Genomic DNA, 15,286 nt, shown 5'->3' with positions numbered 1-15,286 from the left:
ATCTGACAACCATAAAGGGATTATCGCACGCAAAACAGTAACTGCGAGTATGTTCGTTCTTTGTTTTCCCTAGAATAATTTGTTAGTATATCGAGATGATAGTGCCAAAGCGGAGCAATCGTAGGCCAGAGGGGGCTCAGTGGTGAGATTGTACTAGCCGGGCGATCTTCCCGGCGTAGTACAAGGCCGAGCTTTGAGACTCAGCCGGGTTTGCTGAGGCTCAAAGTCGTGCCCACCACGTTCCAGCCCCAGCTGGCCGGAGATTGCGGAGTTTGGCACGGCAAGGAACTTATTGCCTTTGCCACACTAAGCGATTATTCCTGCTGCTGCGGCCGGCTGGACCAGATGTGCGGAATGAAGGTCCAGACCATCACAAGATCAAGCGCCAGGCACAAAGCGGTGAAAATGAAAACGCCGTTGTAGTCGAAAATATTGGAGATAAAACCACCAGCCAGTGATCCGGCCATGGAACCAAATGCCTGAGCGCTTTGATTCCAACTGAAAACCGTTCCGGTATAGCTCACTGGTGTCAGTTTGGAAAGCAGGGTCTGGATGGTCGGGAAAAGGGCGCCATCCGAGACGCCGATCATGAGCCGGAGAAAGCCTAGTGCCCAGATGCTGCCGACAATGCCTTGAGGGATGTACATGATGACGGCAAAGATCAGGCCACTGACCAGAATTTTACCGGAACCGATGCGATCACCTAACTGACCTAAACGCGGGGCCGCCATCAAATTCGAAATCCCGGGCAGTGCCGCGATAATGCCGGCGACAACCGTGATTGGCCCAACGTTGTGCATTAATTCTTTGACATAAAGACTGATAATCGGGTAGATCGACATGTTGCCCAGCTGAATGATCGCGGTTGAGATGAGGAGCACCATAATCGCTTTAGGGTTGCTGACTTGGGTAAGCAGCCCCGGCCGTTTTTCCTTTTTCAACAGGCGCGGATCAGGCGTATAGTGTTCGTGAACCATCGTGAGACTTAGAACAAACACGATCAGCAGCAACGCGCCGGTGATGATGAAGGTCAGCCGAATCGAGAATGTCTGGGCGAGAAAACCGCCGAGAATCGGACCGATTAAATTACCGGAAACATAACCGGTTGTGAGAATGCCAATCGCCGTTCCGCTTTTGGCTTTCGGGGTTTCGGTTGCAATTAACGCGCTGGCATTAGGAATATAGCCTGCCGCCAGTCCTTGCAGAAAACGCAGCGCGATTAACGCGTAGACATTGTGCACGAATCCGCAGGCGCCAATGATAATTGCCATGCCAAAACTGGAACGTAATAACATGAGCTTACGGCCGCGGCGATCAGCCAATCGGCCCCAAAGCGGACTGACAATGGCAACGACCATAAAAGTAACCCCAAAAGTAATACCGGAATAAATACTGAGTTGGCCTTTCGTAAAATCGCCGAGTTGGTCGACATATAATGAAATAAACGGTGAGACTTCACTGAAGCCCATGCCGGCGATGAAGGTACCAAGCCATAAGACAGCCAGATTTTGCTGCCATGGTTCGAGACTTTTAAGTTTACTTGGCAAAATCGCCAACTTCCTTTCAGAAAAAATAGTTACCTAATTAATATAACGCAATCAAAAAAGGGATACAATCAGCAAGCAGACTGAAAATCGAACCTGAAAACGCAAATGAACGCCAAATAATTTTGACATGGCTTGGCGACCATGGTATTCTACTCGTTGTGATTAGTCACTCTGCCTAAGACTCAGGGGGCGTAAAAGCCTTAATCATCCTGCCGAGGTGGTATCGGAAACATAAGATACCTCTATGTCTTGGTAGGCATGGAGTTTTTTTATTGCTAAAAACTTCAACCAAACTAATGGAGGTGAAAAACATGAGTGAACAAGCTATCGCAAAAAAAGCTGAACTCGTTAAGACGATTTCTGAACAATTCAAGAATGCTACCAGTGCTGTCGTTGTTGACTATCTGGGCTTAACAGTTGAGCAAGTAACCGCATTACGTAAGGAACTGCGCGAGGCCGGTGTTAAGATGGAAGTCCTGAAGAACACCTACCTGCGTCGTGCCGCTGATGCCAACGGTTACGAAGCATTGGACGATGTTTTCAAGGGCCCTACAGCCGTTGCCTTCTCCAATGACGATCCTGTTGCTCCGGCACGCATCATGGCCAAGTACGCTGACCAATTTGATGCATTGCAGATCAAGGGCGGCATCATCGAAAATAAAGTTGCTTCTTTGGACACCATTATGGAAATGGCCAAGATGCCAGATCGCGAAGGTCTGTTGTCGCAACTTGCTTCTGTCTTGCAGGCACCTGTCCGCGACTTTGCACTTGTTGTTAAAGCAGTTGCAGAAGCCAAAGACGAAGAACCTGCTGCATAATATGACGTTACAAACTATTTAAAAAAACGGAGGAAACAAACATGGCTTTAGATGTAGATGGCATCATTGCACAACTTAAAGATGCTTCCATTTTGGAACTCAATGACTTAGTTAAGTCAATCGAAGATGAATTCGGTGTTAAGGCAGCTGCTCCTGTTGCTGCCGGTGCCGCTGCTGGTGGCGACGCTGCAGCCACCAAGGATACCTATGACGTTGAATTGACCGAAGCCGGCCAAGAAAAGGTTAAGGTTATCAAGGCTGTTCGTGAAATCACTGGCCAAGGTCTGAAGGATGCCAAGGGTCTGGTTGACGCCGCTCCTAAGGTTATCAAGGAAGGCTTGTCCGAAGACGACGCTAACAAGATCAAGGAACAGCTTGAAGAAGTTGGCGCAACGGTAACTTTGAAATAATTAAGTTTCATTTTCAAAAAGGCACCCCGCTCAACACAGTCGTTAAGGCTGTGGTTGAGCGGGGTGCTTTTTTGATGTGTATAAATTGATTGGGTTTGTGGAATCGATACCATAAGTCTCGAAGCAAAAGAACCCTGCTTTAACAGGATCCATATGAAACTAATCCTTCGCGACATTTTGCTTGTAACTATCCAGCGCGTCTGACAGATCTTTATCTTTGATCGTCACGTGCTGGTCTTTCAACACCTGACTAATCACCCGCTGCATGACGCTAGAATTGCGCGACCATTTTGCGTAAACACTGGCTGTCAGCGCTTTTTTGTTGCTTTCAAAAGAGCCTTTAGCCGGATGGTTGACCATCTTAATAACTTCATAGCCGTTGGTTACTTTAACCGGTGATTGGGTATAATCGCCATTTTTTAACTTGTATGCTGCGTCTTTAAAGGTCGAATCGAAACTTTTGCTGCTGGCTTCAAAGCTGGTTTTCCCGCCGTTGTCTTTGGTTGCGGTATCGATTGAATATGTTTTGGCTAATGTCGTGAAATCTTTACCAGCTGCTAAATCGCTGATGACTTGCTTGGCCGTCGCTTCATCGCTGGTCAAAATATGTTGAACGGTGACTTTGGGTTGATAGGTTTTCCACGCTTCTTTAAGTTGGCTGTTGGTGACTTTCTTAAGCTTTTTAAGTGCGACTTCGCTTAACAGGTTGGTACGAATGCTTTGCCGAAAGCTGGCTTTGCTGAAGCCGTTCTGGGTTAAGAAGCTGGTGAAGTTTTCACCGTATTGATTTTTATAGCTGTCATAAGTGGTGTTGACGGCTTTGGTACTGACGGATTTGCCGTATGCATGGTCTAGTGCGCGGTAAATCAATAAGTTCGCCAGAACTGTTTTGGTTGTGGGTGATTGTTTGAGTTCTTTGTATAAACTCGCCTGGGTAACCTGGCCACCTGAATAAGTTGCAACAGTCGGATCATCCGCCTGTTTGGTTTGGCATCCGGTTAGTAGCACGAGTGATGCGGCCATCGTGGCTAACAAGCCTTGAACGCGCAGTTTATTTTTCATTTCATTGATCCCCCTATGACAAGCTAACGGCATAACGTGGCTACATTTTAACGTTTAAAATTAAAAAATTCAATATATTTCCTCATAATCACATAATCTAATTTTTGAATCGAAAAAATGAATTCTGATTCCTTGATGTGACAAAGATAGATGAAAATTTACAGATAAGAAAATTAAGTTAAGATTAAGAAAATTGTTGAAAGTCTTTTTTAATCGTATATAATCCTAACTATATCGAGCAGGGTTTTGATTGGTTGTGGAACTACCGGGAATTGGAGGGTATTGGATGCAAACGAAAAAGAAAGGGCTATCTATTCTCTTAGCCAGCACTGTTGCATTGGGCGCGCTGGCGGTTTTACCGGCCGGCGAGGTCCAGGCTAAGGCAGCTATCTCGCAACAGACCAAGGAAAAGTCACTTGCAAAGACCGTTGCGGCCGGACAAACGGCGACCGATACAACAAGCGCCGTCACGAATCAGGCCATTGCAACCCAGTTAGCGGCAAAAGGCATTGATTATCACAAGCTGAACAAGGTGCAACAGCAGGATACTTATGTGGATGTGATTGTTCAGATGAGTGCAGCACCTGCATCTGAAAATGGCACCTTGAAGACGGATTACTCCAGCACCGCCGAGATTCAACAAGAGACGAACAAGGTCATTGCCGCGCAAGCAAGCGTGAAAGCCGCGGTTGAACAGGTGACCCACCAGGCAGTCGGGGAAAGTTATGGCTATGTGGTCAATGGCTTTACCACGAAGGTCAGAGTGGCGGACATTCCGCAGTTGAAGCAAATTGCCGGTGTCAAAACCGTCACACTCGCCAAAGTTTATTATCCGACCGATGCCAAGGCCAATTCGATGGCGAATGTCCAGGCGGTTTGGTCCAATTACAAATACAAAGGTGAAGGAACCGTTGTTTCAGTCATCGATACTGGCATTGACCCGACGCACAAAGATATGCGGCTGAGTGATGACAAAAAGGCCAAACTGAAGCGCACGGATGTCGAACAATTTACCAAAACCGCCAAGCATGGCCGGTATTTTACCGACAAAGTGCCTTATGGGTTTAACTATGCGGATAACAATGACACCATTACCGATGATACCGTCGACGAGCAACACGGGATGCATGTGGCAGGGATCATCGGCGCAAATGGTACGGGAAGTGATCCGACCAAATCGGTTGTCGGCGTCGCTCCGGAATCGCAACTGCTGGCGATGAAGGTGTTCACGAATTCGGATACTTCCGCAACGACGGGATCATCGACGTTGGTTTCGGCAATTGAAGATTCGGCCAAATTAGGGGCGGATGTGTTGAACATGTCGCTTGGTTCGGTTTCCGGCAACCAAACGCTTGCAGATCCGGAAATTGCCGCGGTGCAAAATGCCAATGAATCCGGCACGGCGGCGGTTATTTCTGCCGGCAACTCCGGCACATCCGGCTCGGCAACCGAAGGCGTCAACAAAGATTATTATGGCTTGCAGGATAACGAAACGGTGGGCAGTCCCGGGACGGCGCGTGGCGCAACCACTGTGGCGTCGGCTGAGAATACCGATGTGATCGGTCAAAGCGCGACAATTACCGATGGCAGCGGTCTGAAACTCGGACCAGAGACGATTCAACTTTCAAGCAACGATTTTATCGATAGTTTTGACAAGAAGAAGTTCTACGTGGTGAAAGATGCCACTGGTAAACTCAGCATCGGCGGTGCCAGCGATTACACGGCCGACGCCAAAGGAAAGATTGCCATTGTCAAGCGCGGCGACATTGCATTCACCGACAAGCAAAAGTATGCCGAAGAAGCAGGCGCATCCGGCTTAATCATCGTCAACAATGATGGGACAGCTACTGCGCTAACCTCGATCAAACTCGATGCGACCTTCCCGACATTTGGTTTGTCCAGTGTCACCGGTCAGAAGCTGGTTGATTGGGTAACGACGCATCCGAATGATGAATTGGGTGTCAAAATCGGACTGGCCTTGTTACCTAACCAGAAATACAACGCTGATCGGATGTCAGACTTTACTTCCTATGGCCCGGTTTCTAATCTGGCCTTTAAGCCGGATATCACGGCGCCAGGCGGTAATATCTGGTCCACACAAAATAACAATGGTTACACTAACTTGTCTGGCACCTCGATGGCGTCGCCGTTCATCGCCGGCTCACAAGCCTTGTTGAAGCAAGCGCTCAATAACAAGGACAATCCGTTCTACGCTGACTACAAGAAGCTAAAAGGTACGGATTTGACCGATTTCCTTAAAACCATTGAAATGAACACCGCCCAGCCAGTCAATGACATCAATTACAACAACGTTATTGTCTCGCCGCGGCGGCAAGGGGCAGGGTTTGTCGATGTTAAGGCTGCCATCGATGCGCTGGAAAAGAACCCGTCGACGGTTGTTTCCGAAAATGGCTATCCGGCAGTTGAATTAAAAGATTTTACCAGCACCGACAAGACGTTCAAGCTGACCTTCACTAACCGCACCAAGCATGAGCTGACTTATCAAATGGACAGTAACGAAGATACCAATGCTGTCTATACTTCCGCGACCGATCTAAATTCCGGTGTGCTCTATGATAAAAAGATCAATGGTGCGGCGATTAAGCCGGATCGAGAAATCGTGGTCCCAGCAGGCCAGTCAGTTCAGGTGGGCTTCACGTTATCGTTGCCTAAATCTTTTGACCAACAGCAATTTGTCGAAGGTTTCCTGAATTTCAAAGGCAGTGACGGTTCACGATTGAATCTGCCATATATGGGCTTCTTTGGTGATTGGAATGATGGCAAGATTGTCGATAGCATTAACGGCCAGACTTATGCGCCTGCCAGTGGTAACTACGGGACCGTGCCTGTCATTACCAGTCGCAAAACAAAGAATCAGTTTATTGGCGGCCTGGTGAACGATGCTAATGGTAACCCGACGATTGATGAAAAGGCCATTGCTATCTCCAGTAGCAAGGATGCTATTTATAACGGAATTAGCATGCAGTATTATCTACTGCGCAACATCAGCAATGTTCAGGTTGACGTGTTAGATGGGCAAGGCAATAAGCTGACAACGCTTAGCAGCTCGACCAATCAGACGAAGACTTATTATGATGCGAATGCTGGTATGTACATTTATTATCAGGCGCCGACTTGGGATGGCACTTACTACGATCAGCGTGATGGCAACATTAAGACTGCTCAAGATGGAAGCTACACATATCGACTTTCAGGTGTTCCTGAAGGCGGCAACAAGCGGCAGACTTACGATGTGCCGTTCAAGCTTGACTCCAAAGCGCCGGATGTTCGCAACCTGTCGTTAACCTCCAAAAATGAAAACGGGAAAACGGCGTACTATCTTAAAGTCGAAGCCAAGGATGAGCTCAGTGGATTGGATGCAGCAAAGGATATCAAAACATCCATTAATGACGTCACCAATCTGGACGGGACGTTCACAACGACCGGCACGACTGCTGACGGTTACACACAACTCGAAGTGCCTTTGACGGATAAACAGGCGCAGGCTTTAGGCGAAGGTGATAATCAGGTTGAAGTTTACCTCACTGATAACGCATCGAACCCGACGTATCAATCGGCCGCGGTTCAGAAACCGGGATCAACGACCTTCAGTCTGATTGTCAATGGCGGCGGGTTACCGGATAAGATTTCAAGTACAACCGAGAACTATGAAGCGGGCAAGCAAGGCGGTAAGTATACCTTTAGTGGCACGTATCCTGCGCCGGTTTATGGCACCTACACCGATGCACAAGGCAAAAAGCATGACCTGACGACCTCGTATGATGCTGCAACTAATAGCTTCACCGCCTCTATGGCATTGACGGCGGATGATTATGTCACCAAGGTTGATCTGTATGGCGACAAGGCGCACACACAGTTGCTAAAGCATTTTGACACCGATGTTCGCCTGACCGCTCCGACTTTCAGCGACTTGAAGATCAACAATAACCAAGACCAGACCTCTGAAAGCACGGTTAAAGTCACCGGAACCGCCAGTGCGGATGCGAAGCAAGTCACGATCACGAACGGCAGCACCAAAACACCGGTAACGTTGGATAACAAGCATCAGTTCAGTGTCGACGTGCCGGTCAATTATGGTGACAACACGCTGAAAGTGACAGCTGAAGATGAAGACGGCAACACCACGGTTAAAGAGCAAAAGGTAAACTCGACCTATGACGCTGACGTGCTAAAGGATGCAGTGACCTTCGATGAAGGTGTTCACTTCGGGGCGAACGATCTGTCGAACATTAAGCAGGTCAAATACTATGATGCGAAGACCGGGATCGCGACCATCACCGGTAAAGTCAAGCATCCAACCACGACACTGCAGGTTGATGGGAAGCAAGTACCGATTAAGAATGATCTGACCTTCAGTTTCACGCTGAACTTAGGCACCGCGGGACAAAAACCGTTTGGCGTTGTTGTCGGCGATACGACCCAAAACAAGACTTTCCAAGAGGCTTTAACGTTCACTTTGGACGCGATCGCACCAACGTTGTCCTTGGATCAGCCAACCGACAAACCGGTTTACACGAATGATCCTAATTTCGGGATTACCGGAACAGCGACTGACAATGTGAATTACCTGGAACTTGCGATCAACGGCAGCAATGTTGCCAGTCAGTACGCCGATGTCGATATGAACAGCGGTAAACCGGGACATATGGCAATTGATCAGACTGTGAAACTGCTCGAAGGTAAAAATGTTTTAACCGTTGCGGTTACTGACAGTGGCAAGAATGTCACCACCAAGAAGCTGACGGTGTATTACGAACCAAAGAAAACCTTAGCTGCACCAACTGTCACGCCAAGTACGACCGATCCGGCTAAGCAGGTGACGTTGACCGCCAAAGCCGCAGCAACTGGTGAAACCGTTCAATACAGTGCGGATGACGGCAAGACGTATCAGGATCTTCCAGCAAATGGTCTAAATGTGACGGCTAATGGCACCTTTAAGTTTAAGGCCGTTGACTTGTATGGCAACGAATCGCCAGCGGTAGACTATGTTGTTAAGAATATCAAGACAGATGATCCGGCTCAGTTGCAGCAGGCGAAAACGGCCTTGCAGGATCTGATCGCCAAGGCAAAGACAACAGCCGCAACCGGCAAGTATCTCGACACTTCGGTTACAGCGCTAAATTCCGCGGTTGCGACGGCACAAACGGCGTTGGATCAAGCTGATGCAACGATCGACTCTCTGACAACTGCTACCAATCAGTTAACAACAGCGCTCAACCAGTTAACGCTTAAATTGCCAGCAGATCAACAGGATGCGCTGCTTAATAAACTACAGTCGGCTAAAGATGTTCTAGGAACAACGTTTGGTGGTCAGACAAATTCAGCAACCGGAATGACATTCAATGCCGAGTTAGACGCGTTGACTGCAGAAACCAAGGCCGGCACGAGCACCGCCGACCAACTTGATGCCAACTTCAATAAGATGTTGGATGCGGCCCTGACGCAATTGGCGAAAACAGTTAAAGACGGCACCCCGGCATCGGTTGGCGATACTAAGGACACTACCACTGGTCTGACTTGGTACGCAGAGATTGATTCCGCGTTGAAAGCTGGGACGACAGCAACCACTGACACACAGAAGATTGCTCAGTTACAAGGCTTGTTTGGCTTAAAGACCAAAATTGCTGCGGCGGTTGAGGCTGCTAAACAAGCTGGTGACAACGGTAGCAATTCGAATAACGGTGGCACAACTAACGGAGGCAGCGGCAGTAGCTCCAATAATGGTGGTTCAAGTGGCGGTGATACCGGCGGCGATTCGAACAACGGTGGCGCAACTAACGATGGCACCGGTAACGATTCGAATAATGGTGGTGGCGAAACGCCGAATCCAGGAACCGGAAAGGGCCAAACGCCAGGTGATGGCGGTGGCACGCCATCTGACACAAAACAACAACCATCGACACCAACCGGCGACGGGACGCAACCACTAGGAACGGCTGGGAAAGATGACACGACACCGCAACCACCGACATCAACTGGTCAAGGTGGTGGCACTTCCTCACACGGTACAAATCAGCAAGCATCCAAGAAAGACACCTTGCCGAAAACGGCCGAAGTCACTCAGACAGCCGGGTTGGCATTCCTCGGCGCTTTCATCACAAGCATCGTCGGGTTTCTTGGGGTTAATCGTCGGCGTAAAGAACATTAACGACGGGCACTGAGCTCAGTGATTCTCGATATTAACTGATCGTCACGAAGTTCAGGTTCGTGGTTCCATTTTCAACAAAAGCGGCACGCAATCAGGGTGGTCCCTGTCATTGCGTGCCGTTTTTGAATTGTTTTATATGCTGATGAGCGCTGACGAGTTAAGGTTAATCTCGAAGAATTAAATCCGACTGAATCACTGTTTGCGCGACTTCAGCACGTAATGCCAGCTTTAAAGCCGCTGCACCGATTGCTGTGACATGATGATCAATGGTACTCATGTTCAGCAGATGGCTGGAAAGCTGATTTTCCTGACCCATCAGTGGTGGGACCGGGAGATGGTGATCAACAAAATATTGGCGCACGCCAGCGGCAATATCATCCCCATTGCCGAGAATAAAATCGGGATGCTGCGGCGCCAATTCAGCGCCGGCGTGATAGCCATCCTGAAAGGTCCGCATTTGATAAACGACCAGCGAATGTGGGGGACGTTGCCCGAAAACGTCTACGTAGCTGTTGATGGTCAGTTTACTGGTAGCACTTTGCGCGTACGGACGGCTTAGCAGCAAAGCAATTTTGAGATAACCTTGCGCTTGCATCCATTTAAACGCTTTTCGATAAGCGGGCGTCCGCTCGGCGTATGCAGCTGCCAATTTGACACGGCCGGGATTTTCACAAACGACAATAGGACCATATTTTTGGTAAGCGGCAATCGTTGTCAAACTGAGCCCATGGGAGGTGAAAATAAGTCCATCAAAAGCATGGCGGCGTAAGGCTTCCAGATAGGTTTCTTCGAGGTTCTGGTCGTAACGCGAAGGCAGAATGACAGCGTGATAGTTGCCAGCCATGGCGGCATTGAGTATGCCTGTGACCAATTGTTGGAAATAAGGATGGTCGGTGTGCGGCAGAATAACGCCGATTGTGCGCGTTTTGCCAGCGCTTAGGTTTTGCGCCATGGTGCTGGGCACATAGTCTAGCTGATCAATGACGGCTTGGATTTTAGCGCGTGCCGAAGCCGAGACGTAGGGATGGCGATTCAAGACACGGGAAACCGTTGCCGTTGAATAGCCTGAAAGCCGCGCAATATCGTGAATATTTGCCACATTATCATCTCCCCATTCAGTATAACAGAGCCTGTTTTTGTAACAGGCAAAAGCCGGCATGCGCGTGGTGGATAACGCTACCCGGCATGTCGGCCTATGGTAATGCACACATTTTAGGCAATCGCGGCAGTCGCACTTTGGGTCATGCTTTCTAGGCTTTGATCGGGATCATTAGCTGCTGCAATGGTTGCCAGCCACTCGTGGATCGTAACATCATCGGTTGCCACTGGGACGAGCAAGACCACAGCACCGCTGATCTGATGGTTACCGGCCCATGGTAAGGACTTGCCAAAGTCAAAGCCGATGACAATCGGTTCAGTCAACTTGCTGACATGACCATACGTCAGTACCACTTGATCGCCCATCGTTTGCGTCGGCTCCGCGGCACTGGCCAGCAACGAACTCAATACTTCTTGATAGTCAAAATCATAATCATTGGTTAGTTTCAGTGCAATACCTTTCAAAGCACCGATTTGTGTGTCTTGATAAACGGAAAGTTCTGGGTAAAAGTGTGCTTGCATTAACATGGTGCAACCTCCTTTAGTGAAACGTTCAGGGACCTTCATTAACAAGTGTGATTTGTATCGGTGGAACAGTCGCGAAAACAACTGATGTAACAATTGATTTCTTAATGGTGATCACACATATTTGTTATTTCCTAACTGCAAACACAGTGTAATTTGTGTAACGCGTTTCAGGTCAAGCGTTTTTATTCAAAAATTTTTGGCGTGCTTTCAGATGTCAGCGCAACCTTACACCGTCTTACAAAAAAGTCAGAATGAGTGCGGTCGAGGCGGGTTTTCCCTATAATGAATGAGAATACAGGCACGGAGGACGCAGAAAAAATGAAGAGACTCTTTCGAGAAGTCGGAACGTTTTTAAAAAAACATCTCACAACGCTAAAGGTGCTATTTGTGTTGGCAGTCCTGGTGTTTGTGATTGTTCAAGTCGGACGGATCAGTCAGGATCTCAGTGGCGAGCAAATGCGAGCCAGCCTGGCAACCCAAAGTCCGGTTTCGTTACTGATTTTGTTGGTGGTGGGCTTAATCGCCGTCACACCAATGCTGATTTATGATTTTGTAATCACGGAACTGCTGCCGGGCCATTATAAACGCAGGTATGTTGTGAAGTCCGGCTGGATCGTCAATACTTTTACCAATATTGCCGGTTTTGGCGGCTTATTGGGTGCTAGCTTGCGCGCCAATTTCTACCACGAAAAGGCGACCCAAAAGCAGGTTCTATTTGCCATTTCGAAAATAGCATTGTTTTTGTTGGCGGGACTGTCATTGTGGTCGATGATTGGCATCGTGGTTATTTTCGTGTTCGGGATTGGTCAGGAATTCTCGAATTACTGGATTTGGCTAGTTGGCGGTGCCGCTTATTTTCCGTTGTTGATGTTGGTCACCCATTTACGAAATAGCGAATTTTTTGCGGATATGCCGTTGAAGCGGCAACTGCGCTTGACCTTGGGCTCGTTTCTTGAGTGGGGCAGTTGTGCTGCATTCTTCTTGTTGATCGGGTACTTTCTTGAAGTGCATGTGCCGTTGCTGTCGATTTTGCCATTGTTCATGGTGGCTAATGTTATCGGGGTCGTTTCGATGGTGCCCGGCGGCTTGGGTTCGTTTGATGTCCTGATGATTGTCGAGCTTGGTCAAATGGGACTCGATAGCAATGTTGCGGTTGTTTGGCTGCTTTTTTATCGGTTGTTTTATTATGTGATTCCGTTTCTGATCGGCGCTGGTTTGTTTGCGCAGGATGCAGGGAAACGACTGAATGCTTATCTTGAAGGTTTGCCGGTTCAGCTGATTCGAAAGGCAGCCTTTGGTTTTCTGGTCGTCTTCCTGTACTTTTCGGGGATTATGTTGCTATTGCGCGGGGTTGCGCCGGATCTTGCTTTCAGTAACACGCTTTATCAACGGCTTTATCCATATACCTTCCTGTTTTTGGATCGGGTTACCAATGTGGTTGTCGCCTTTTTGATTCTTGGGTTCGGACGCGGCATTGCCAGCCGGGTGAAGCGGGCTTATTGGCCAACCGTGATCGTTTTGATCGTTGCGATGGTAGCCTCCTTGCGTGAAGATAATCATCTGCGGTTCATTATTTTCCTGGTGCTCGTTGTCTTGGCGTTGATACTGACGCGTCGTGAGCTGACCCGCGAGCGGCTCGCCTTATCGTGGGGCAACAAGTTGATCGACGGCGCAGTGTTTGGTATGACGTTTATCTTTTATGCGTTTGCCGCGTTTTACAATGCGCCGGCAATTCATCATCGCCGGGTGCCGGATGTGTTCCTTTTCCCATCAGAGCGCATGTTCTTTACAACCCTGATTGGTGTCATGCTGGCAGCGTTGACGGTTTATTTGATCTTTCGATATCTATCGGCGCCGACCAAAGATTTGGCTGATCCTTATGACGAGGAGCGGTTGAAAGCAGTGGTTGAAAAATACGGCGGCAATGAAGTCAGCCACCTGGCCTTGATGCGCGACAAATCATTGCGGTTTTATCAAGTCGATGGCGAAGATCGGGTTTTCTTCCAGTTTAAGAAAAAGGCGGACAAGCTGATTATCATGGGCGAACCGATTGGGGATGAGACTCAGATGGCCGCTGCGATCGGCGATTTCATGAAAGAAGCCGATAAGCAGGATATGTCGCTGGTGTTCTATGAAATCAATGAAAACCTGACGATGAAGCTGCATGAGTTCGGGTTTGATTTTATGAAGTTTGGCGAGGAAGGCTATGTCGATGTGACAACCTTCACGCTGGCCGGCACAAAGCGCAAAGGTGAACGGGCCTTGATGCATAAGTTTGAGCGTGAAGGCTATACTGTTGAGCTGCTTAAGCCGCCGTTTGATGACACTTTAATGCATGAATTAAAGGCCGTGTCTGACTCTTGGTTAGACGGGCGCAGTGAAAAAGGCTTTAGTCTGGGATTTTTTGACGAGCATTATCTGAATGAGGCTCCAATTGCAGTGGTGCATAGCCCGGAAGGCAAAATTGTGGCATTTGCGTCAGATATGCCAAGTGGTAATCATGAAGTCACGAGTATTGATTTGATGCGGTCAAGTACCGATGCACCGTCTGGCATTATGGACGAGGTCTTTATCAATCTGTTCCGATTGGCAAAGGAACGCGGCTACAAGTACTTCAATATGGGGATGGCCCCGCTGGCAAACGTCGGGACATCGAATTATTCCTTTGTCGAAGAAAAGATTGCCCATTTGGTGTACGAGTATGGCTATCGGTTTTACGGGTTCCAAGGGTTGCGCTCCTATAAAAACAAATATGTAACGGAATGGGTACCAAAGTACGTTGCTTATCGCAAGCGGACGTCATTACTCTTTACACTGTTGCAAATCATGATGGTGGTGAGCCAAAAGGTGACCTTGACGACTTCTAATAGTTGGTGGCCAAAACGATTGGCTTGGGTCAGCCGTCTTGGTCAGGGGATTGATAAGTAGCCGAATGATACGAATAAAGGTGCGAAAAAGCGCCATTAACGTGTAAAATACTGGTAGTGCCAGGCAAATAGGAAGGCGGCTTATCAATGCAGCATTATTATACGAACGATCCTGATTTAGCCCATGATGAACACAGCTTTGATTTTGAGCTCGGCGGTCACGTTTTGCACTTGACGACCGATAATGGCGTTTTTTCAAAACACACCGTTGATTTTGGCAGTCGGGTTTTGATTGCCAGCGTTTTAGCGGCATCTCTTGCTGAAGGGCCGATTCTGGATGTGGGAACAGGTTATGGGCCGATCGGACTTGCCTTGGCCAAACATTTTCCTGAGCGGCAGATTACCATGAGCGATGTGAACGAACGGGCGCTTGCGTTAGCCAAGAAAAATGCTGCCGACAATGGGATTACCAATGTGAGCATCGTTGAAAGTTCGATGTACGACCAAATTGACGGACAGTTCGGCGTCATCGTGACCAATCCGCCGATTCGAGCCGGTAAGGCAATTGTTTCCGGGATTCTCGCCGGAGCAGCCGAGCATTTATTGCCTGGTGGCCAGTTATATGCGGTGATCCAAAAGAAACAAGGTGCGCCATCAGCCTTGAAGCTAATAAAAGCGACTTATAAAACGGCGGAAGTCATTAAAAAAGAGCATGGTTATTACATTCTCAAGGCGAGTCAATAACAGTTTCAATACTTGACGTGGTAAACTCGTAGTAAGGATAGAA

At 48.3% G+C, this 15,286-nt stretch carries 9 protein-coding genes and 1 other annotated feature; of the genes, 5 read left to right on the top strand and 4 right to left on the bottom strand.

Going from position 1 to position 15,286, the window contains the following annotated elements:
* Window positions 1-314 precede the first annotated feature (314 nt).
* The gene (locus LACSTY_RS10830; RefSeq protein ID WP_049171670.1) at window positions 315-1,547 is read right to left on the bottom strand and encodes an MFS transporter; all 1,233 of its coding nucleotides are present in this window, start codon (window positions 1,545-1,547) and stop codon (window positions 315-317) included.
* A gap of 156 nt (window positions 1,548-1,703) precedes the next feature.
* Window positions 1,704-1,827: a sequence feature (ribosomal protein L10 leader region), on the top strand.
* A 31-nt stretch (window positions 1,828-1,858) separates the two neighbouring features.
* Here LACSTY_RS10830 and rplJ point away from each other — a divergent pair.
* A complete protein-coding gene (gene rplJ / locus LACSTY_RS10825) occupies window positions 1,859-2,365 on the top strand; it encodes a 50S ribosomal protein L10 (protein ID WP_010492058.1) in 507 nt (168 codons plus the stop codon).
* Between the two features lie 41 nt (window positions 2,366-2,406).
* Window positions 2,407-2,775 carry a 50S ribosomal protein L7/L12 gene (gene rplL, locus LACSTY_RS10820; protein WP_010492057.1) on the top strand — a complete coding sequence of 123 codons (369 nt, stop codon included), beginning with the start codon at window positions 2,407-2,409 and terminating at the stop codon, window positions 2,773-2,775.
* A gap of 159 nt (window positions 2,776-2,934) precedes the next feature.
* Here the strand turns inward: rplL and LACSTY_RS10815 are convergent, their stop codons facing one another.
* Entirely contained in the window at window positions 2,935-3,837 is a 903-nt protein-coding gene (locus tag LACSTY_RS10815; protein WP_087912643.1) for a peptidylprolyl isomerase PrsA, read from the bottom strand.
* A 286-nt stretch (window positions 3,838-4,123) separates the two neighbouring features.
* On the opposite strand from LACSTY_RS10815, the gene LACSTY_RS10810 reads away from it, so the two are divergent.
* Window positions 4,124-10,006, top strand: a complete 5,883-nt coding sequence (locus LACSTY_RS10810) for a S8 family serine peptidase (protein WP_087912642.1) — start codon at window positions 4,124-4,126, stop codon at window positions 10,004-10,006.
* Between the two features lie 163 nt (window positions 10,007-10,169).
* Here LACSTY_RS10810 and LACSTY_RS10805 read toward each other — a convergent pair whose 3' ends face one another.
* Window positions 10,170-11,105: a LacI family DNA-binding transcriptional regulator gene (locus tag LACSTY_RS10805; protein ID WP_087912641.1), complete on the bottom strand. Its 936-nt coding sequence runs from the start codon at window positions 11,103-11,105 to the stop codon at window positions 10,170-10,172.
* Window positions 11,106-11,218: 113 nt separating this feature from the next.
* Entirely contained in the window at window positions 11,219-11,632 is a 414-nt protein-coding gene (locus LACSTY_RS10800) for a hypothetical protein (RefSeq protein WP_049171660.1), read from the bottom strand.
* A 318-nt stretch (window positions 11,633-11,950) separates the two neighbouring features.
* On the opposite strand from LACSTY_RS10800, the gene mprF reads away from it, so the two are divergent.
* Together mprF and LACSTY_RS10790 are read left to right on the top strand one after the other, a co-directional pair.
* On the top strand, window positions 11,951-14,560 hold the full coding sequence (gene mprF / locus LACSTY_RS10795) for a bifunctional lysylphosphatidylglycerol flippase/synthetase MprF (RefSeq protein WP_049171657.1): 2,610 nt from the start codon (window positions 11,951-11,953) through the stop codon (window positions 14,558-14,560).
* A gap of 86 nt (window positions 14,561-14,646) precedes the next feature.
* The gene (locus LACSTY_RS10790; RefSeq protein ID WP_087912640.1) at window positions 14,647-15,243 is read left to right on the top strand and encodes a class I SAM-dependent methyltransferase; all 597 of its coding nucleotides are present in this window, start codon (window positions 14,647-14,649) and stop codon (window positions 15,241-15,243) included.
* Window positions 15,244-15,286 lie beyond the last annotated feature (43 nt).

This window comes from Lacticaseibacillus styriensis, from assembly GCF_030770295.1.
GTDB lineage: Bacteria > Bacillota > Bacilli > Lactobacillales > Lactobacillaceae > Lacticaseibacillus > Lacticaseibacillus casei.
This window is presented reverse-complemented; position numbering and strand designations above follow the sequence as displayed.